We start from the raw sequence: 18,712 nt of genomic DNA, 5'->3' as shown, positions 1-18,712 counted from the left end.
ACAAAACCGTAAAGTTGCACTATTAGGACTTACGCACGAACTCTCTCTGTAGGGTGAAACATACGGCGCCTTACCGCTACCAATAGTCTTGAAAGGCTGTTTTTGCGTCAATCCAAACGTAAGGATTCAGGTCATGTGAAAAGCAGTAAAACCTATACGGTGTAACCATTTAATGGAATGATAATCAAATAGCCATTCTTATTAATAAACCATGAAAGCTTTTAGTTTCGTACCTATTGAGAATTAAGCTGTTGATTTAACGAATGCTTAAATTATAGAAGTTTTTCTGTGACTACGTTTCAGCTACATGAATCCTTACATCCAAACTTTTCAAGAGAAAGATTGTTTTGTAGCGCGGGAGATAAAATCATGTCTGAAGGTAAAGTTCTTTTTGTCGATTCAAATCAAGAAAACCACTTCTCCGAGATATTTCCTCAGTTCCCCATCATCAAGAGCGATCGCACAATTTGGACTGGCATCAGTTTAGAATACCACCGCCAGCCACCCTTTGAAACTACTGAATATGCGATCGGTTCTCACATGATCGCCATCAACCTCGGACAGAGTTTCCAATTGGAACGAAAGATTGACCGCAGGTGGGAAACATCGCAAGTATTGCCAGGTGCGATCGGTCTTTGTCCATTCAATCTATCTCACGAAATGCGCTGGCATAGTGAAATGAATTTACTCTCTCTCAATCTCGAACACGAATTCTTAGTTCGCAGCGCACTGGAGTTATTCAATACCGAGCAAGTTGAGTTATTGTGGCCGATGGCATTTCAAGATCCGTTAATCCAGCAAATTGGACTGGCACTCAAGGCAGAAGCGCAATCAGATGGCGGGGGCAGCCGGCTTTATGCAGAGACGATGGCGAACGCACTTGCCGTACATCTATTGCGGCATTATTCGACGCAAGGAACTCGAAACTTCGAGTGCAAAGGGGGAATGTGTCCACACAAATTGAGGTGGGTTCAAGACTATATCAACGATTATTTAGAACGGGAATTTGGTTTAGATGAACTGGCAGCGCTCGCGCAACTCAGTCCCTACCACTTTTCCCGTGCTTTTAAACAATCTGTTGGTATCAGTCCGCACCAATACGTGATTCAACAGCGAGTTGAACGGGCAAAACAATTGCTGTTGCAGGGAAATATGAGTCTGTCTGAAATTGCGATCGCCTGCGGTTTTTCTCACCAAAGTCACCTCACTCGTCACTTCAAACGCTTGACTGGAGTGACTCCCAAGACTTTACTCAAGTCATAGCAAGAATGTGCAAAAACAGCAATATCGTGCAATACAGGTAATGCGGCGTTTGCCATCATCAAAAGTAGACAAGCGAGAATCATGCTGTCCTTGGGGAGCAAGAAATATCAGACTTTCACTAACGTACAGGAGTAAATCTGATGAAAGCAATGCAGCCTAAGAAATCGCAAACCATACCAAACGAGCCAAATCAAGCTTTATGGAAAGAAATCGGTGATGAGGTAGCTGCTCAAATAGGCGGCGGGGGAAGAGTGAAGGGATGGGCTAAGTGCCAAGTACCGGGTAAATGTAAAGTAGGGATTGACATTACGATCGTCAGATTTTAGCAAGCATACTACTTCTTGAATTCAACGGATGGTAACGACTTTGTAGGGGCAGGTTCACCAACAATAGTGGCCTAAAACCCACAATCTCATAAACCCGCCCCCGCTTGGGCGACAAATCGCATTAGTTAAATAACATTGAGGAGACCAAAAATGTTTACTAAAACACCAGTCAAGAATTTATCGAATTCCATCTTGGATACTGTTTTCTTGGGAGAACTCACAGTACCGTTAGACGAACAAAGGGAAGAATTATTTTCAGGAGGAACTTTCTCAGGTACTCTTTCGCTGACGGCTACGACTACACGCACGCGGCATGATGTCGATTTTGTGTGTTGGGATGATAATAAAGGCGAGATTGTTTGCGTAGAAATCACAAATAAAGGAGTAGCTTAATAGGACTTACGCAATGGAGTAATTTCTACACTATTTGTGTGGTAAGGTGCGCCGAAGTCCACCCTAGGTATAGAGTTGGTGCGTAAGTCCTGTTTTAGGGCGTTCGGGATATGTGGTGAATAGGTTTAATATTTCTCCGTTTATCCTTTCGCCCTTCAAGGAACGCTTAGCAATCAAGACAGGATAAAAATTCAATATTTCAGGGATATATCTGTGCGAGGTGATTATGATGCAATTAAAATGTCTCATATTTCTTACAGCGATCGCGGCGCTTTTTAGCTTTCCTAGTGCCGCTGTAGCCAATGATCAAGATGTTCAAGCAACAACTATTCCTGCTAGTGCTTGTCGCCCGGAAAGTGACACTGCGGACGCAAGTGTCAGGATGGTGAACGGCGCTTTTATTTTCAACGGAAATAGTACGGGAACAGTAAGACTTTTTTGCCCGCTGCCAATCAACAGGTTAACAGTATCCAACCCATCAAACGACAACGATTTGACAGGGTATCGCGTCTACTACCGCGATACAGATGGTACTGGAAATCTGGCTGAAATTACGACGCACCTTTTTTACCGCAATAGCAACGCTGGCAGCTCCATACCAGTTAATGCAGCGTGGAGTTCTAATTCCAACTCTAGCAACTTGGCAGTCAATACATCTTTCTTTGTTGATGACCCAAATCACCAATTTGAGTCGTTTAGGCTTTACTTTTTTGTCGTGACTATGAGGCGGAATAATACAAATCAAGACCCGGCATTTGGCGGTATCGACTTTGTTGTTCCTCCCCCAGGTTAAGTAGTGTAAGTAGTGGGGCGGGTTTATGAGATTATCGATTTCAGGCGATTATTGTTGGTAAAACTCGCCCATACAAGACCTTATAAGGGCTGATGACTAATGACTACTGACTCTTCTTTTGACTTTCTCCGCACTGCCAAACCGGATGAATTCTTGCCGCCCGTCAGCCGCTGGATAACGGCGGGCGGATTATTTTTGTTGGGAACTTTTGGCGGTGCGATCGCCCTTGCTGCTGTCGCTAAATATAATGTTACCGTCAGATCTCCCGCTACCGTCCGTCCGGCTGGAGAAATCCGCATTGTAGAAGCGGCGACAGCAGGCACGGTTAAAAGCATTCAAGTCAAAGAAAATCAGGCTGTCAAACAAGGAGATGCGATCGCCATAATCGACTCTTCTCAACTTTTAACCAAACAAAGCCAACTGCAAGGAAATATCCAGCAAAACCAACTGCAACTGCGTCAAATTGCTGCCCAAATTAGTGCTTTAGACGATCGCCTAGCAGCGGAAACCCAGGCAATGGAAGGCGCAGTTGCCTCTGCCCAAGCTGATTTAAGCCGCAGCCAGCGGGACTATGGAGAACGGCAAATTACCTCCCTGGCTGAAGTTGAAGCGGCCAAAGCTAATTTACAATTAGCCCAGTCGGAATGGGAAAAATCGCTGCCGGAATTGCAAAAAGAACAGGCTGCCTTGCAAACAGCCGCAGCAAATTTAAAGGCTGCCGAGGCAAATTTAAAAGCAGCCGTTTCTAAGCGCGATCGCTATCAGTCAATCCAAAAAACAGGCGCTATTTCGCTGGATTTAGTGGAGGAGACGAAACTTGCCGCCCAGCAGCAAGAACAAGCCGTGGCAGGGCAAAAAGCCGCCGTAGAAGCGCAAAAAAAAGCAGTTGAAAGCCAAAGAAAAACCGTTGACAGGCAGCAACAAGCTGTTGATGTGTCCGCTGCTAAATTGAAAGTTGTTGAAGCTGCCTTGAATCCCAGTGCTGCACCCGTGGCGATCGCCCAACAGCGAATTGCTCAAGAAAAAGCCAAGGGCGAAGCAGCTTTGGCAGCGTTGAAAAAAGAACAATTAACTTCGATTCAAAGTCGCGCTGACATCGAAAATCAAATCAATCGCGATCGTCAAGAGCTCAAACAAATTGATACCGAACTTGCAAAAAGTATTGTTCGTTCTCCCGTAGACGGCACCATTCTCAAACTAAATCTACGAAATCCCGGACAAACTGCACAACTCGGCGCGGCAATTGCTCAAATTGCTCCCGCTAATGCTGCGATTGTCGTCAAAGCTCGCGTCGCTGCTCCCGATATTGGTAAAATCGCGATCGGTCAAACATCTATCCTGCGGATTTCTGCCTATCCCTATCCCGACTACGGCGTACTAGAAGCAAAAGTTAGTGCGATCGCACCCGATGCCATTGCTGGTGAAAATAACAGTCCGCCTTACTATGAAGTGACTGTTATGCCCCAAAGAACTTATTTAGTCAAGCGCGATCGGGCTATTAGTCAATCTGCCGATCAACAGTGCTGTCAGTATCCTATTCAAGCGGGAATGGAAGTTACAGCAGACATTATTTCTGGACAAGAAACCGTACTTACATTTATTCTCAGAAAAGCCAGGATGCTCGCCGATGTTTAACCAACTTTACCATCACCTATTAGTAGATTTGATTATCTAATTCACAGCGACGTTCTTAGAGCGAGTTTCTGTACTGGTACGCACGGCATCTTTACCTATCTTCAAGCTGGCCGGTTCACCAGTCAACTCAGGTATGGAAACGTAACCTGGATCAAGGCGCTCAGCATTGCCGAAGCAGCGCCATAACCTAGCAATATTGCTGCCCTTGCTGTTGCAGGATTAGGCTTGTTTCTCTTCAAGATTAATAAACAGCTAGGTTTTTTTACAGGACTAGGTGTTGAAAGCGATCGCGTTTTTCCCATAAGCGCGATCGTCTCCCCTGTATAAATTTATCTTTTGCGAATTTAATAGTAAAATTTTGTCCTGACAGAAAACAATCAGGGTACAAGCCCCCAGATAAATCCGTGGGGTCGCTTTCTTCAATCTAAAATCTCAAATCTAAAATCGATTGACTGTCACTTTCTTTTTCGCCGATCGCCAATCTCTACAATAGCCTATACTGCCATTAACACAAAAATAAAAATTATGCAAGTCACTTGATTATGCGACTGGTAACTAACAGCTAGCGAGTGTTATTGTTAGTAATTAATTAAGAAAAGCAATTTAAATCAGGGACTGTCAAAAAAACTCAGAGTGCATTTCTACACTTGTATACCTCAACAATAGTGAAATGAGCTAGATACTCGCCCGGCATGAGTATCTGGTTTCGTCATTCTCACCCTGTATGCCAATGGAGATACTTCCCATGAATTCCCAAACACCAAAGCGTCAGCGCGCAGTTATTTTAACATCTGAAGGTATTGATAAATTCCTAGCAGCAAAAGCTGAGGCAAAAAGTTACGAAAATTGCTACCAACATTATACTCTCGAAGTTTTAGGCGATCGCACTAACAAAGAGTCAGATAATTTCATTAAGGTATTAGTCAAGCAAATCTTGGATCGGGTAGGGGCGATAGTTGTGGAGATTGCTGGGCAGGTGCAATTCATGACTCAACGCGCCGAACAACTGTTGAACCAGTATTTTTTATCCCGCGCCCCGCACTCATTGCCAGAACTATTACAACATTGGTTCAACCAACAGATATCGCGACTCACATTCAACAGCGATATTCCATCTAGCTGTTTACCATTGTACATTCAGCAAGCCGGAAAACAGTTGAGCGTCCGTCTGGTTCCCGATCCCATTGGAGAGCAATATCTCTTGTTGTTAGAGGAACAAGAACTGCAAGGATTATCTATTTGTGGTCTGACATTGTTAGGACTTACCCAACGCGAGGCAGAGGTTCTCTTCTGGATTGCCAAAGATAAAAGTAATGCCCAAATTGCTAAAATTCTTGGTTGCCGTGAAGGAACAGTGCGAAAACATCTGGAGCATCTTTACGGGAAACTAAGCGTACAAACCCGGACGGCTGCTGTGATGGTTGCTCTGGAAAAGTTAGGGTTATTCAAAGCAGAACTTGTTGCAATATCTTCTTAATTCTATACGCGGATCGTCGTATTGTTGCCCGAGTTTATTTTGAGGAGGATTAGAGCATACACCAAGCAAACAGCCTAAAAGTAGTGGCTGTTTGGCTGAGGTGTTTAATTGACAACAACTCAAACCTAAATAAAGGCGGCAAGATTATGGCAAACCATGAATTGATAGAACTCGATCACGATCCTTTGGAATTCCTAGATGGGGAAGGACTAGCCACTTTGGTTAGTCCAGAAGGTGTGACGGAAGTTACGAGAGCAGATGAGCAGATGGCAGCAACTTTAGAGCTTCATGAAGCCCTCTCCGGCTGCTTTAGCATCATAGGACCGATCGCCATTTGTTATTCCAAAGTTGGCGATGGTTTTAAAGTCTGCCTGAAACTGGCAGGGCTTGAAGTAGCCTGCGCCAATTTAGGTCTCAATAAGTGCCAGACGCTTCAAGGCAATATCCTGTTAGCGAAGGCATCAATTGAAGTGTGTTTGCAAGGTAACTGTCTAACTTATAAAGCACAGGCTTGTTATCGGACGAATCCTTTCGCTAAGTGGAAGTGTGTTTCTAAGAGTGGCACGATTATCTGTTTGTAACTAGCTGCTTCGCCGGAAACCCCACGCCATAAACGCAAGGCTTGGCGCTGGGGTTTCCGGCCGGATTTTGGACGCCACAGTCTTGTGAGAAAAAGCTATGCCAAAAACAGGCAAAATTTGTTGCAATGTCTTCATAATTATATACGCGGATCGTCGTATTGCTCTCGAAGTAAATTTGGATGATTATTAGATCGAACCCTATAGGGAGTCTGTAACCTGTTCCCAACAAAAATTAACTACGGAAGTAAAAATGGAAACCAATAATGTAGATGCAACGGTCGATTTTGTCGATGTCGGTGTTCAGAAACAGGATGGGGCAGCTCGCGAAGGTCAATCAGATGCTAAACCGGGCATCGAAAATGAAACAGTGCTTCACACGCTACGCGCATCATCAATCTTCTCTGTGGAAAACAAAGAAGTTTTACCTCAAAAAAGCCAAGAAGATGCAACAGTCGATTTTGTTGATGTCGGTGCCCTGAAACAAGATTCGACAGCTCGCGAAGGGCAATCAGATGCTAAACCGGGCATCGAAAATCAAACATTGCTTCACACCCTACGTGCATCATCGATGTTCTCTGTGGAAAACAAAGAAGTTTTGCCTGAATTTACCCGTTCCCACACAGAGAAATAGAACCGTATTCATTGGCAATTACTCATTGTAAGAGGTGGAATATGCTCACAATTTGCAACAAGTATACACATGGTGTTTGGGTAGCTATTATGTACTATCGTCCCAACTGCCCAGATGGTGGGAATTGGGCAAAAAAAGGTTGGTGGCGGCTCAATCCTGGCGAATGCAAAGTGGTATATGGAGGGAGTTTGCGTAGCCTGAATCGCTACTACTGTTACTATGCCGAGGCTGATAACGGAGCAAATTGGTCAGGGCCTTACGTGAGGCCTGTCCCTCCACAAGCATTTGACTGGTGTGAGTGGACAAGCAGCACCCAAGCAACTAATGTAGGCTTCCGGTTGCTTGATATTAACAGTTACGACAATTTCACGCTCAATTTGATAGCATAAATCAGAGTGGCATTGTCAAGTTAAATTTTTATTCTAAATTTAACTTGACAACTCAATTTAAACATGAATCGTAACAGTTACGTAAGTTGTTGCCATATCTTCATCATCCTATACGCGGATCGTCGTATTGTTCTCCAAGTAAATTTGGGTGATTATTAGATCAAAAGCAGTTATCTAGCTTCAGCATATAGCTAGAAACTACTTGCCCTTAAGGTTGTTAAATAACAAGGAAATAAACAAGGTCTTCTACGACTAAACTTCATGCCTCAACTTCCATGTCGCCGTTTCCAGCAGTCCAGGAAAACCAAGACGCCCAAGTTGAAGAGGTGGATCAATTTGGTATGTCTCAAGAAGGAGCTTCGCCAGAAGCATTTTTGGGTAATGGCTACCGTTATCGCCATGACAGGGGCGATCGCAACGGACAGCACATCTTGAATCTTAATTGGGGCATAATCACACCCAACTCTCTCGTCTTCGTTGCGACTGGTGAAGACGCTTCTGGAGGTGGAAAGTTTATCGGTAATGCTCGGTGTACTCTCCATAACGTTGCCCCAAACAACGGTGTTGTTAGTATTTGGGTCAACATCAAATGGGGAATCCCGATTCGGCTCTCTGTTGACTATTTCGTATTCAACCTTTAGGAGCATGGATGAAATACAGGGCTGTTTCCTCACAAGTCACAGCCTTGTAATTCAATAAGTCTATTATCGCACTCAACGTATTATCCAACTCTAAATAAGAGGTATTTATGTCTGAACAACCTAGTTTTTCCATCCCAGAAACTGCCCAAGCCGATGAAACGACAGGGCGTTACATTATTACTTTTCGCGAAGATGCAGTGACAGAAGGATTAGACCTCCTGAGCGACCAAACTGGTATCAGAGGACTGGCAAATGCTGCCGATTTCCCCGACTCTGCTCTAGACTTGAGCCAAATTGCAGCAGCAGGGGGAGCGGTGTTTCCTACTCTCGGCGTTGCCGTTGTTTCCCTAGACGAAGGGGGTTTAAGCAGCATCATGACATCAGCGGGAGAGGATTCGGCTATTCTGGCGATCGAACCGGAGCGCACTTTCTACGCCATTGGCGATGGGTTGTCGGCAGATTACCTGCGGGGCTATCGCGATGCGGTGGATAACCTGTACGACAAAGCCACTAATACAGAGGTAGCAGACATCCAGAAACAAGAATGTTTTGCTGATGATACCGAGTTTACTTGGGGTCTGAAGGCAACGAAGGCGATGAAGTCTCTGTTGACTGGTAATGGAATCAAAGTTGCGGTGCTGGATACGGGGATGGATCTATTACATCCCGACTTCGCAGGCCGATCGATCGTATCGCAGTCCTTCGTACCAGGGGAGGATGTACAAGATGGCAACAGTCATGGTACCCACTGCATCGGGACAGCCTGCGGGTTCAAGGATCAGAACGGTCGCAGATATGGGGTCGCTCACAAATCGACCATTTATGTCGGTAAAGTGTTGAGCAATGCCGGTAGTGGCGCTGGTGCCTGGATTCTGGCTGGGATGGAATGGGCGATAGCCAATGGGTGTCAAGTGATCTCGATGTCTTTAGGAAACACCACTCGAACACCGTCTACTGCTTACGAAACTGTCGGCCGCCGAGCACTGCAAAATGGGTGTCTGATCGTGGCAGCCGCCGGCAATAACGGACGAACCGGAGGAACCGTCGGACAACCAGCCAATAGCCCGTCGATTATGGCTGTTGCAGCGATCGATAACTGCGTCCAAGTGGCTGACTTCTCGGCTACCTCTGAGCTAATTCAAGGAACTAAAGTCGATATCGCCGCTCCAGGAGTGAAAGTATACTCATCAGTGCCTATGAATAAAGGGCGTTATGCTGCTTACAATGGCACTAGCATGGCTACACCTCACGTAGCTGGCATCGCGGCCCTGTATGCCGAATCGACTGGTAAACGAGGTGCTGAACTTTGGCAATTGCTGACTGCCTATGCTATGGCACTACCATTACCATGTACTCGTGTCGGAAGTGGCTTAGTAGAAGCTCCGTAATGAAGAATATCCAAATCCCCGCAGGCTTAAAGTGCTGTGGGGATTTAACAGAAGACAATTTACAATACCGCAATGGATTTGCTCCAAAGGATGCTAAATATGTCTGACGAACAAGTACAGCGCATCATAGTGACTGTTGACGACCAAAACATATCGGTAATTCAATCGGTTGTCACTGCCTTAGAATCGGCGGGAATGAAAGTGGAGCAGGTGCTAGCTGTTACTGGCATCATTACTGGAGAAGTTTCTCAATCGCAGCTAGAAGCACTAAAGAGCGTACCGGGCGTGGCTAGTGTCGAGATCGATCAAGAAATGCAGGCAATTTAAACTAATCATTTAGGGTTAGCATATCTAGTTTTGCTAACCCCAAATAGCGAATGCCTTCCGGTGTCACATCAAAGCGACAGGGCAAAATCTCTACACCTTCATCGATCGCCTGTCTGAACAATTCTCCGTAAATGCGATCGGCACTATCCCCCGGAGCAAAATCCGTACAATCTCCGCGATTAATAAAATACAGCATTACAGCCCTTGAACCCTGCCGCACCACTTCTATCAATTCTCTCAAATGCTTCTGTCCCCTCTCCGTCACTGTATCGGGAAATAAAGCTAACTCCTCTTTTACCCAAGTTGTATTTTTCACTTCCAGAAAAATCGGTTTTTCCTCACCAGTTAGCCAAAAATCCACTCTACTTTTTTTATCAGTGCCGTAAACAACCTCCGGTTGAATTAAACTGTAATTGCCCAACTCTGGAAACAATTTCAATTCCAAAGCTAATTTAACTACTCGATTTGGCAGGCCAGTATTAACTCCCACCCAAGTTGGCACAGTGTCGCAAACTTTAATTAATTCCCAAGTATAAGCTAATTTGCGTTTGGGATTGTCGCTGGGAGATACTAGCACTGGATTGCCCGGAATGTAAACACCAGTCATCGGGCCAGTATTCGGACAGTGCGCGGTGATTATTTCTCCCGAATCTAGCTCAATTTCCGCAAAAAATCGCTTGTAACGTTTGATGAGAATTCCGGGTAAAAGACGAGGATATTTGTAAATTAAGCCAGTCATTCGATTTTAGATTCTCGATTGTAGATTTTACCTATAACCGAATACCTAGCTCCGCACTTTTGAAAGAAGTCTGGGAGCTAATACAATCGATCATAAGTTATCAACTATATGTTATTTATCTGCTTTTATCAACTCATTTATTTCATCATTTTTAAATGGTAGATTGTAGATTTTAGATTTTAGATTGACGCATCATAGCACGAAACGGCGGTTTGTAGTTAGGACGAAGAGTCCCGATCGAGTATTGAATTTCCGCAAGTCAGTAATATCGATACAATTGGTATCAGCGCAATTCCCCCTAGAAGTTTTATGAGTTCATGATATGATTCTCCCGATTCGCGATTAAAATAAGTGAATCCTTTTAGCACTAGCGTTTGTAACCATTTGTGTCCCAATTACAGAAGCCCTCTCGTTCCCTCGCAGGGATTGCCGGCATTGTCGCAGTCGCCACTCTAATTAGCAAAGTCTTTGGATTGGTGCGCCAAATTGCGATCGCCGCAGCCTTTGGAGTCGGTGTCGCCGTCGATGCCTACAACTACGCCTACGTCATCCCTGGTTTCTTATTTATTTTGCTAGGAGGGATTAATGGGCCATTTCACAGCGCCATAGTCAGTGTTTTAGCGCGCCGGGATAAAAAAGAAGCAGCACCCTTAGTTGAGACTATCACCACCTTAGTCGGGGGCATATTGCTGTTGGTAACAGTCGCTTTAATTATTTTTGCAGATCCAGCGATCGATTTGGTGGCACCGGGATTAAATAGGACAGCAGAAGGTTTACAAATCAAAGCAATTGCCGTCCAGCAATTTCGGATTATGGCGCCGATGGCGTTACTTTCAGGCTTAATCGGCATTGGTTTCGGCACTCTCAACGCTGCCGATATGTACTGGTTGCCTTCGATTAGTCCTTTATTTTCTAGCGTTGCACTTGTCGGCGGTTTAGGGATTCTCGCACTGCAACTCGGAGACAAAATTATTCAACCAGAATACGCACTAATTGGCGGCTTAGTGTTAGCTTGGGGAACTTTAGCGGGCGCAGTTTTGCAGTGGCTGGTGCAACTGGTGGCGCAGTGGCGTGCCGGCTTGGGAACATTGCGCTTGCGGTTTAATTTTAAACGACCGGGAGTGCAAGAAGTAATTAAGGTGATGGTTCCTGCGACCTTATCATCAGGAATGCTGCAAATTAATGTCTATACTGACCTATTTTTCGCATCCTACATTCCTCAAGCTGCCTCTGCGTTGGGTTACAGTGGCTTGTTAGTTATGACGCCTTTAGGGATCATTTCTAATGTAATTTTAGTGCCATTTCTACCCATATTTTCTCGCCTCACCGATCCGAGAGATTGGCCGGAATTAAAAGATCGAATTCGTCAATCTTTAATTTTGACAGCCCTGACGATGTTGCCGCTGAGCGCTTTAATGATAACGCTGGCTGGGCCGATCGTCCGCGTTGTTTACGAACGCTATGCTTTTGATCGAGAGGCCTCGCTGTTTGTCACGCCGATATTGATGGCTTACAGTATTGGAATGTTTGTGTACTTGGGACGCGACGTTGTGGTACGGGTATTTTACGCTTTGGGAGACGGAGAAACGCCTTTTCGCATCAGTATTATCAATATCTTTTTAAACGCTCTTTTGGATTATTTGTTGGTAGGAGCCTTTGGCGCGCCCGGATTAGTTTTGGCGACGGTGGGAGTGAATCTTCTTTCGATGATTATGCTTTTGTACTTTTTAGATAAAAAGCTGGGTGGTCTGCCTTGGGGGCAGTGGAGTTTACCTTTTCTGGGGTTAACTTCTGGCAGTTGTCTAACTGCTTTCGTTACCTTGGCTACTCTGCAAGGCTGTCAAAGAGTTTTGGGTACTGAAGGTTTGGTAATTCAATTAGTGCAGTTGAGTGTGGCAAGTTTTGTAGGGTTAGGGGTTTTTGCCGTGTTTGTCAGTCAGATGAAGTTGCCGGAAGTTGATATGTTTGTCGATCGCATTCGGGGGCGTTTTCGCAAATAAAATTGTCGGGGCGGGTTAAGGGCGAAATACCAGACACAACGCCCACAATCTGCGTACAAAACCCGCCCTTTACTTTACATTTTTCGTTGAAATTCCTCAAGAACATCCATCAATTGAACTTGACACTGCATCGGAATTAAATCTGCCAGTGGCACTTCCCGCTTGCCGCCACCCAATTTGACTGGAATTCCTTGCAAAACTTGTCCAACTTTGTCAGCATCTAAATTGCCATCTTCCAGCATGGAATAAAGTTGTTGGGCAACAACGGTATGCAGGTGAGCATCATTGAGATACAAATGCCACTTGGCAATGTCAATGTAGACATTTTCGCCGATTTCGGCTGCTAAGGATTCGATCGCCTGTGTAGTATTAGCCATATCAAAAAAGCCGAAAGTTATTTGTTATCAATCAAAAGACTTAACAAATCGTCGCCAACTGCCTTCAGCCAGAATCTTTGGTGAGGGGCGAATAATCGGCGATCGCAAAATGGTAAATCGCGTGGGCCAAAACTACTAGAGCCCATCCACCTGTTACCGAAATTGCCCAAGGCCAATCAGCCTTTTGCAAATTGTGAACAAACCACAAACCAGAATTGGTAGCAGAAAAAAGACCGACGTGGATAGCAAAATTCATCCGGTCATCTAAGCGGCGGTACTCTGGATCATTGCGATCGGGTTTGCGGGGCCAACGAGGAGGCATAGTTTTTCACTTGATATTAGTAGTTCTGTGCCTATTTTAATCATAAGTGCAGCTTTTTGAATGCTGCATCCCTCTTTCGGCAGGAAACTTATGCCTCTACATTTTCATAGTCTCCAGACTTGCCGCCACTTTTACTCACCAGGCGAATCGATTCAATGGCGATCGACTTTTCCAATCCTTTCGCCATATCATACAAAGTCAGCGCCGCCACCGAAACCGCCGTCAGCGCCTCCATTTCCACCCCTGTTTCCGCCTTAATTTTCACCGTCGCCCGAATTTGATACCCCGGCAACCCAGCATCCGGCATCACCTGCACCTCCACACTACTCAGCGGCAGAGGGTGACACAGAGGAATCAAATGTGCAGTCTGTTTCGCCGCCATAATTCCAGCCAGCCTTGCAGTGCCCAACACATCACCCTTCGGCGCATTCCCCGCTTCAATCGCCGCAAACGTCTCCGGCAACATCCGCACCCGGCCTGCAGCCACAGCTTGCCGCACAGTCGGCACTTTCGCCGAAACGTCCACCATTTGGGCTTCCCCGCTGTTGTCGAGGTGAGTTAGCTGTGCCACATCGGGCAATTTAGAAAAAGTTTGCGAAAGGTCTTGCATTATTTTGGTAATGGTGTTACTGTTAGATTCTGTGAGAAAAGAACTTAATCAATTTTAGATTAAATCTGAACTCTACAGGGGCTTGTAGCTTAGTTGGATAGAGTGCATGGCTACGAACCATGAGGTCGGGGGTTCGAATCCCTCCAAGCCCACTACTAAAAGTTATGAATTTTGAGTTTTGAGTTTTGAATTAAGAAATTAATTCGACTCACCACTTAAAACTCATAACTTTTTTAATTTGGTACGTTTACTGATTCAAAGCATAAATATCTTTGCCTCGACCGATCGCAAACTTCATCGAATTAGACAAGCCCTTGCTAGACTGAGTAATAAAAACCAGCAAAGCCAAGCCAGCAAGGCCAGCAGCAAAACCAAACATATTTCTGTAGCCAACTTGTTCAGCAACAAAGCCTAAAGTCGGGCCAGCAATCGCAATTCCCAAATCAAATCCGCCAATACAAAGCGAAAACAAGCGGCCCCTTTCATGAGGTTCGCACCTGTCAGACATCAGCGTTACCATCATCGGCAAAACCGTACCGCCCGCGCAACCTTCAACCAAAGCTGCGATTAAAAAAGCACTGCTGTTGTTAGCAAAATACAACAATAACATAGATACGGCATAACAGATTAAGCCGCCAGAAATAAACAAGCCGCGACCGTATTTGTCCGAAGCCCGTCCCGTGACCACTCGTATCCCGAAACTGGCGATAGCCGCCGTAGAATAAAATAATCCAGGATTCAAATTAGCCTTAGTTTCTTGGATAAACAAAGGCATAAAAGTGCTCAAAGTTCCAAATACTAAACCAACCACCAATAACACTAAAGCCGGAATTCGCACTCTAGGATTCCAAAGCATTTGCCAGTATTTTTGGCTATTTTTATCCTCAGATAGCGAGTTCGAGAGTGTTAAATCTGCAAAATTAGGTTCCGCAACTTTGCAGGTAAAAAATATAGCCATTGCAGCGAAAGCCGCCGACATCGCAAACAAAGGAGTATAACCAACCCAAGCTTGCACAAATCCGCCAATAGCCGGCCCAACTGCTAAGCCAATAGGATTCACCAAGCTCATGTAACCGATTAATTCGCCCCGCTTTCCTGGCGGCGATAAATCTGTTACCAAAGCGCTGTAAGCTGTAGTAAAAGCGGCGATACTAATGCCGTGAAAAATCCGAATAAGTAACAGTAAGGGGATAGATTGAGCTAACAGGTAGCCAAAAGGGGCGATCGCAGCGACTATCGCGCCTAGCAGCAAAACTTGTTTTCGCCCCCTGCTGTCGGCTATTTTACCCAACTGCGGCCTCGATAGCAAAAGTCCGATCGCAAATGCACCCATCACAAAGCCAATTTGCTGTTTTGTGCCACCCACAAATTGAACATACAGCGGCAAAGTTGGCAGTAGCGAAGCCAAACTAGACCAGAATAGCAGGCCTGCGGTGAATAAAGTCAGTAAGCTGCGTCTGGGTTGGGGATCGATGTCCCTAAAAATATTCAAGATGCTAATTCCCTTTAAATCTTCCGAGTGCACTCAAAGTAAGTTCGAGTGTCTCTATCATTGTGTTACAAATTCTTAAGATTTGCACCCAAAAAGTTGATATTCGACTCACTGTCAACCGTCAACCGTCAACCGTCAACTGTCAACCGTCAACTTTCAACTGTCAAAAAAGAGCATTCTTACCAATCTACCTCAGCCCTTTCCTCCACCACCCGTTCATAAACCCACTCGGTTTCCACCGCCAACTTCGGCCAACTAAACCGGCGTTCCAAATCTTGATAAGCATTGTCAACCAACCACTGCGCGTAACCCGGATTTTTCAAAACTTCCAAAATTCCCCAGGCCAAAGAATCCCGATTGTTTGCCTCAGTAACAACGCCAGTTTTAGTGTGCAGCACCACCTCTGGAAGTCCGCCCGCATCCGAAACCACCACAGGCACTCTTGCAGCAAAGCTTTCTAACGCTACAATCCCAAAAGGTTCGTAAAGACTGGGAAAAACCGCACAGTCAGCCACCGTCTGAAATTTGTCAAGATGTTCCTCAAACATGAACCCAGTAAAATAACACTTATTCCAAATTCCTAAATGCCAAGCTAAATGTTTAAGATGGTCTGTATTGCCACCGCCAACAATTACAATTTTCGCTTTACCCCCCATTTCCCAAATAACTTTAGGTGCCGCATTTAGAAATACACCAATGCCTTTTTCATAGCTAATTCTTCCTACATAATAGACAATTTTCTCATCGTCAGCAGCAAACCTCCGGCGGAAATCCATCGCGTCAAATTCGTGCCACCTGGGCTTTTTATCGGGTCTAATTCCGTTGTGAATTACCTCTATTTTGTTCCACGGAGTCGATAGTACCCGTTCGGCTTCCCGCCGCATATAATCACTACAAACAATTACTCGCCAAGCATTGTAAGCGAGGTCGTTTTCCTTGGCGTTAATGTAGCGCTGCCCGTCATTGTGGATGCCGTTGAAGCGCCCGTATTCGGTGGCGTGGATGGTGGCAATTAACGGTACTTTAAAGGTGTGCTTGAGGGCGATCGCCGCATCTCCCACTAACCAATCGTGAGCGTGGATGATATCAAAGGGGCCTTCCTCAAGCATCAGTTTCCCGCCTTGGTGGCCCATGCTTTGGTTGAGGTTCGCCACCCAGTGAAAAAAGTCCCTAGCGTGCCCCACCACCACCCGATGCACACGTATTCCTTCCACCACTTCGTACATCGGTGCGTGGCCGAACTCTACAGTAATTAAGTGAATTTCGTGTCCCAGCTTCACCAATTCTGGATATAGTTCCGATACGTGGCGGGCTATACCGCCTACAATTCTGGGAGGAAACTCCCATGCCAAAACCAAAATTTTCATCTTTCTCCCTCCAAATAATTTATATAACTTAATGTTTAGGATTAACAGATTTATTGTATAATTATCACCCTTAAATTTAAGTTGAGCGTAAGTTGATGCCCAATGCCTGAATTTTGGCAGCAACAAAGACAGAAAATCATGCCTAAACCTGGTTTTTGCATGAAATTGCTCGATCGCCATTACCTGAAAAAAACAGGTTTCCTCAAGATTTGAGCCACTGAAGGAAGCAATGGCGATCGTAACTACCCGCTTACCGTTTCTTCAAAATCGGCTCCAATTCGCGCCGAAAAAGGGTCCAAGCAGCAGCAGATGCAGAATTAGAAACACCACCCTGACGCATCAAAATCGCGCCGTCTTCAAAGCCAACAATTCCGTACTCTCCAGATTTGGACATTCGATCAATCGCTGGTACGATCTCCCGCAACTGTCCCCGTTCCCCGCGAAACGCAGCCTGATACTGCTGCAACTGCCACAAATCGGCAATTACATATTGCATCTTCACTGCCTTCCCCGCATCATTGCGGAGTTCAAACATCGGAAACCTGAGAATTTCCCGCCTGCTTGACAAAATCGGCACAATAGTATTCGTCGCTGCCACGCTAGCATCAGCAGGAATTTGAGCCAATAGAGGCCGCACTTGCAAAACGTGCTGCCATTGTCTGACGAGAGGAACCTGCACCCAAGGATCGATCGCATCGGGCAAAATCAAAGAAAAAGTCCGATTTGGGTTAGAAGTGAAGGTAAAAAATAGCGACAAACAGATGCAAAACCCCCAAAAGCGGCGAAAATTTGAAGAAGAAGGCAGAGGAAATAAAGCAGAAGGAAAACGCAAAAACATTCTTTCCTCTTTCACCATTCTATCTTCTTCCTTTTGACGCTGGGCCCACCACAGAATCGCCCCATAAAAAAGCCCTGGAACCACAGTCATCGCATAGCGAATATTAATCGCCAGCACCGACTCTCCTTTCGCTAAAAATAGCTTCAGCAGCGGAAATCCAGCTATCATCCAAGACGCAGGCGCGAAAGCAGGAACCAAAGCTAATGGCAACCACTGGCCAAGCAGGTATCTAATCTTACCAAAAAACGGCGTAAATAACTGAGCCACCAACCGCCAGGGATTGCTCACCATTCCCCAAATAATTTCTAGAGTAGAAGCTTCATCTCCATCAGCATATTGACCGAAGCGCTCCATCATAAACCGCTGGGATATATCAGCAGAAAACAAAGGCATAATCAGATTGGTCAGGACGATCATATAACCAAAACTGAGTATGCAGACAGCCAAACCAGTCCGAGGGTAGCGCCGGCTCAAAATCAGGTAAACTCCGACGCCAAATAAAACAACTCCCCCATCTTCTCGCACGGCCAAAATTAAAGTTGCCAGAATCCCAAACAGCGGCCACCAGCGCTTCTCCATCGCCAGCAGCAAGCCAAAGACATACAGCGGCATTTGACAAATATCGTGAAAATTGCCCAAAGTCGGGCCGATGACCGCGTTAGCGCAGTAATAGCTAACGACAATTGTCGCCGACAGCCTTGGTTCGAGATAGTGTCTGGCGAGAGCATAGAGCACTCCTCCAGCCGCCGTAATTAAAGTCACCTGCAACACAGTCAAAGTGACGGGCGAGGGAAACAGCGAGTAAATTGGCAGCCACAGCATCAGCGCCGGGGTGAAATGCTGCCCCAACCGATAGTAAGATACGGACGGGAGCTGATTTTGGTGAACTACATTAGTGGACAAAGCTGAAGAGAGGGAACTCTCAAACAAGTGACCCCGAGTGCCGTTCCAAAAAAGTTGATTGAAAATGCCTTGGTCGTAAGTAGCGTAAAAGCTGTAGTAGCGGTGCAGCGTCAGCAACAGGCACAGCACAAAAAAGGCGGCCGCCACTTGAACCACCACCCGCAGCGACTCATTTTTCTTCCATCTCAAAAATATCATCGGCCCGCCGTAATGAAATTAT

At 45.6% G+C, this 18,712-nt stretch carries 20 protein-coding genes and 1 tRNA gene; 14 read left to right on the top strand and 7 right to left on the bottom strand.

Annotated elements, in window-relative coordinates; translation table 11 throughout:
* Positions 1–369 precede the first annotated feature (369 nt).
* The 12 genes from QUA10_RS13650 (at position 370) to QUA10_RS13595 (ending at position 9,844) form a co-directional block, all read left to right on the top strand.
* Complete coding sequence (locus QUA10_RS13650) at positions 370–1,263, top strand: AraC family transcriptional regulator (RefSeq protein ID WP_333083108.1); 894 nt, start codon at positions 370–372, stop codon at positions 1,261–1,263.
* 140 nt (positions 1,264–1,403) lie between these two features.
* Positions 1,404–1,589, top strand: a complete 186-nt coding sequence (locus QUA10_RS13645; RefSeq protein WP_333083109.1) for a hypothetical protein — start codon at positions 1,404–1,406, stop codon at positions 1,587–1,589.
* A 150-nt stretch (positions 1,590–1,739) separates the two neighbouring features.
* Positions 1,740–1,982: a hypothetical protein gene (locus QUA10_RS13640; RefSeq protein WP_333083110.1), complete on the top strand. Its 243-nt coding sequence runs from the start codon at positions 1,740–1,742 to the stop codon at positions 1,980–1,982.
* Between the two features lie 226 nt (positions 1,983–2,208).
* Positions 2,209–2,775, top strand: a complete 567-nt coding sequence (locus QUA10_RS13635; RefSeq protein WP_333083111.1) for a hypothetical protein — start codon at positions 2,209–2,211, stop codon at positions 2,773–2,775.
* Positions 2,776–2,874: 99 nt separating this feature from the next.
* A complete protein-coding gene (locus tag QUA10_RS13630; RefSeq protein WP_333083112.1) occupies positions 2,875–4,410 on the top strand; it encodes an HlyD family efflux transporter periplasmic adaptor subunit in 1,536 nt (511 codons plus the stop codon).
* Positions 4,411–5,155: 745 nt separating this feature from the next.
* On the top strand, positions 5,156–5,887 hold the full coding sequence (locus QUA10_RS13625; RefSeq protein WP_333083113.1) for a helix-turn-helix transcriptional regulator: 732 nt from the start codon (positions 5,156–5,158) through the stop codon (positions 5,885–5,887).
* 146 nt (positions 5,888–6,033) lie between these two features.
* The gene (locus QUA10_RS13620) at positions 6,034–6,468 is read left to right on the top strand and encodes a hypothetical protein (protein WP_333083115.1); all 435 of its coding nucleotides are present in this window, start codon (positions 6,034–6,036) and stop codon (positions 6,466–6,468) included.
* Between the two features lie 250 nt (positions 6,469–6,718).
* Complete coding sequence (locus QUA10_RS13615; RefSeq protein WP_333083116.1) at positions 6,719–7,099, top strand: hypothetical protein; 381 nt, start codon at positions 6,719–6,721, stop codon at positions 7,097–7,099.
* A 41-nt stretch (positions 7,100–7,140) separates the two neighbouring features.
* Positions 7,141–7,488 (top strand): DUF1036 domain-containing protein, encoded by a 348-nt coding sequence (locus tag QUA10_RS13610; protein WP_333083117.1) that lies wholly within the window; start codon positions 7,141–7,143, stop codon positions 7,486–7,488.
* A 275-nt stretch (positions 7,489–7,763) separates the two neighbouring features.
* On the top strand, positions 7,764–8,129 hold the full coding sequence (locus tag QUA10_RS13605) for a hypothetical protein (protein WP_333083119.1): 366 nt from the start codon (positions 7,764–7,766) through the stop codon (positions 8,127–8,129).
* A 107-nt stretch (positions 8,130–8,236) separates the two neighbouring features.
* Positions 8,237–9,517 (top strand): S8 family serine peptidase, encoded by a 1,281-nt coding sequence (locus tag QUA10_RS13600; RefSeq protein ID WP_333083120.1) that lies wholly within the window; start codon positions 8,237–8,239, stop codon positions 9,515–9,517.
* A 99-nt stretch (positions 9,518–9,616) separates the two neighbouring features.
* Positions 9,617–9,844, top strand: a complete 228-nt coding sequence (locus QUA10_RS13595; protein WP_333083121.1) for a hypothetical protein — start codon at positions 9,617–9,619, stop codon at positions 9,842–9,844.
* Between the two features lies 1 nt (position 9,845).
* On the opposite strand, the gene sfsA is transcribed toward QUA10_RS13595, so the two are convergent.
* Entirely contained in the window at positions 9,846–10,583 is a 738-nt protein-coding gene (sfsA, locus tag QUA10_RS13590; RefSeq protein ID WP_333083122.1) for a DNA/RNA nuclease SfsA, read from the bottom strand.
* A 386-nt stretch (positions 10,584–10,969) separates the two neighbouring features.
* Here sfsA and murJ point away from each other — a divergent pair, with 386 nt between their 5' ends.
* The gene (murJ, locus tag QUA10_RS13585; RefSeq protein ID WP_333083123.1) at positions 10,970–12,583 is read left to right on the top strand and encodes a murein biosynthesis integral membrane protein MurJ; all 1,614 of its coding nucleotides are present in this window, start codon (positions 10,970–10,972) and stop codon (positions 12,581–12,583) included.
* 74 nt (positions 12,584–12,657) lie between these two features.
* Here the strand turns inward: murJ and QUA10_RS13580 are convergent, their stop codons facing one another.
* The 3 genes from QUA10_RS13580 to moaC all read right to left on the bottom strand — a co-directional run bounded on the left by QUA10_RS13580 (position 12,658) and on the right by moaC (position 13,892).
* Positions 12,658–12,960 carry a DUF3181 family protein gene (locus QUA10_RS13580; RefSeq protein WP_006633891.1) on the bottom strand — a complete coding sequence of 101 codons (303 nt, stop codon included), beginning with the start codon at positions 12,958–12,960 and terminating at the stop codon, positions 12,658–12,660.
* 64 nt (positions 12,961–13,024) lie between these two features.
* Positions 13,025–13,282 carry a 2TM domain-containing protein gene (locus QUA10_RS13575; RefSeq protein WP_006633890.1) on the bottom strand — a complete coding sequence of 86 codons (258 nt, stop codon included), beginning with the start codon at positions 13,280–13,282 and terminating at the stop codon, positions 13,025–13,027.
* Between the two features lie 88 nt (positions 13,283–13,370).
* A complete protein-coding gene (moaC, locus tag QUA10_RS13570; protein WP_333077685.1) occupies positions 13,371–13,892 on the bottom strand; it encodes a cyclic pyranopterin monophosphate synthase MoaC in 522 nt (173 codons plus the stop codon).
* A 78-nt stretch (positions 13,893–13,970) separates the two neighbouring features.
* Here moaC and QUA10_RS13565 point away from each other — a divergent pair.
* A tRNA-Arg gene (locus QUA10_RS13565) sits at positions 13,971–14,044 on the top strand.
* Between the two features lie 95 nt (positions 14,045–14,139).
* Here QUA10_RS13565 and QUA10_RS13560 read toward each other — a convergent pair.
* The 3 genes from QUA10_RS13560 to QUA10_RS13550 form a co-directional block, all read right to left on the bottom strand.
* Positions 14,140–15,384 (bottom strand): MFS transporter, encoded by a 1,245-nt coding sequence (locus QUA10_RS13560; protein ID WP_333083124.1) that lies wholly within the window; start codon positions 15,382–15,384, stop codon positions 14,140–14,142.
* 179 nt (positions 15,385–15,563) lie between these two features.
* Complete coding sequence (locus tag QUA10_RS13555) at positions 15,564–16,751, bottom strand: glycosyltransferase family 4 protein (protein ID WP_333083125.1); 1,188 nt, start codon at positions 16,749–16,751, stop codon at positions 15,564–15,566.
* Between the two features lie 250 nt (positions 16,752–17,001).
* Positions 17,002–18,690, bottom strand: coding sequence for a DUF2079 domain-containing protein (locus QUA10_RS13550; RefSeq protein ID WP_333083126.1), 1,689 nt, complete (start codon positions 18,688–18,690; stop codon positions 17,002–17,004).
* Positions 18,691–18,712: the final 22 nt, after the last annotated feature.

It is taken from the genome of Microcoleus sp. Pol8_D6, from assembly GCF_036700965.1.
In the GTDB taxonomy this organism is placed as follows: Bacteria; Cyanobacteriota; Cyanobacteriia; order Cyanobacteriales; family Microcoleaceae; genus Microcoleus.
This window is presented reverse-complemented; position numbering and strand designations above follow the sequence as displayed.

Bases quoted from the DNA above. Each gene is read 5' to 3' on its own strand.
- QUA10_RS13595 (WP_333083121.1), top strand. From the start codon at position 9,617: ATGTCTGACGAACAAGTACAGCGCATCATAGTGACTGTTGACGACCAA.
- QUA10_RS13580 (WP_006633891.1), bottom strand. From the start codon at position 12,960: ATGGCTAATACTACACAGGCGATCGAATCCTTAGCAGCCGAAATCGGC.
- QUA10_RS13625 (WP_333083113.1), top strand. From the start codon at position 5,156: ATGAATTCCCAAACACCAAAGCGTCAGCGCGCAGTTATTTTAACATCT.
- QUA10_RS13635 (WP_333083111.1), top strand. From the start codon at position 2,209: ATGATGCAATTAAAATGTCTCATATTTCTTACAGCGATCGCGGCGCTT.
- QUA10_RS13610 (WP_333083117.1), top strand. From the start codon at position 7,141: ATGCTCACAATTTGCAACAAGTATACACATGGTGTTTGGGTAGCTATT.
- QUA10_RS13630 (WP_333083112.1), top strand. From the start codon at position 2,875: ATGACTACTGACTCTTCTTTTGACTTTCTCCGCACTGCCAAACCGGAT.
- moaC (WP_333077685.1), bottom strand. From the start codon at position 13,892: ATGCAAGACCTTTCGCAAACTTTTTCTAAATTGCCCGATGTGGCACAG.
- QUA10_RS13555 (WP_333083125.1), bottom strand. From the start codon at position 16,751: ATGAAAATTTTGGTTTTGGCATGGGAGTTTCCTCCCAGAATTGTAGGC.
- QUA10_RS13550 (WP_333083126.1), bottom strand. From the start codon at position 18,690: ATGATATTTTTGAGATGGAAGAAAAATGAGTCGCTGCGGGTGGTGGTT.
- QUA10_RS13650 (WP_333083108.1), top strand. From the start codon at position 370: ATGTCTGAAGGTAAAGTTCTTTTTGTCGATTCAAATCAAGAAAACCAC.
- QUA10_RS13615 (WP_333083116.1), top strand. From the start codon at position 6,719: ATGGAAACCAATAATGTAGATGCAACGGTCGATTTTGTCGATGTCGGT.
- QUA10_RS13575 (WP_006633890.1), bottom strand. From the start codon at position 13,282: ATGCCTCCTCGTTGGCCCCGCAAACCCGATCGCAATGATCCAGAGTAC.
- QUA10_RS13605 (WP_333083119.1), top strand. From the start codon at position 7,764: ATGTCGCCGTTTCCAGCAGTCCAGGAAAACCAAGACGCCCAAGTTGAA.
- QUA10_RS13640 (WP_333083110.1), top strand. From the start codon at position 1,740: ATGTTTACTAAAACACCAGTCAAGAATTTATCGAATTCCATCTTGGAT.
- sfsA (WP_333083122.1), bottom strand. From the start codon at position 10,583: ATGACTGGCTTAATTTACAAATATCCTCGTCTTTTACCCGGAATTCTC.
- QUA10_RS13600 (WP_333083120.1), top strand. From the start codon at position 8,237: ATGTCTGAACAACCTAGTTTTTCCATCCCAGAAACTGCCCAAGCCGAT.
- QUA10_RS13645 (WP_333083109.1), top strand. From the start codon at position 1,404: ATGAAAGCAATGCAGCCTAAGAAATCGCAAACCATACCAAACGAGCCA.
- QUA10_RS13620 (WP_333083115.1), top strand. From the start codon at position 6,034: ATGGCAAACCATGAATTGATAGAACTCGATCACGATCCTTTGGAATTC.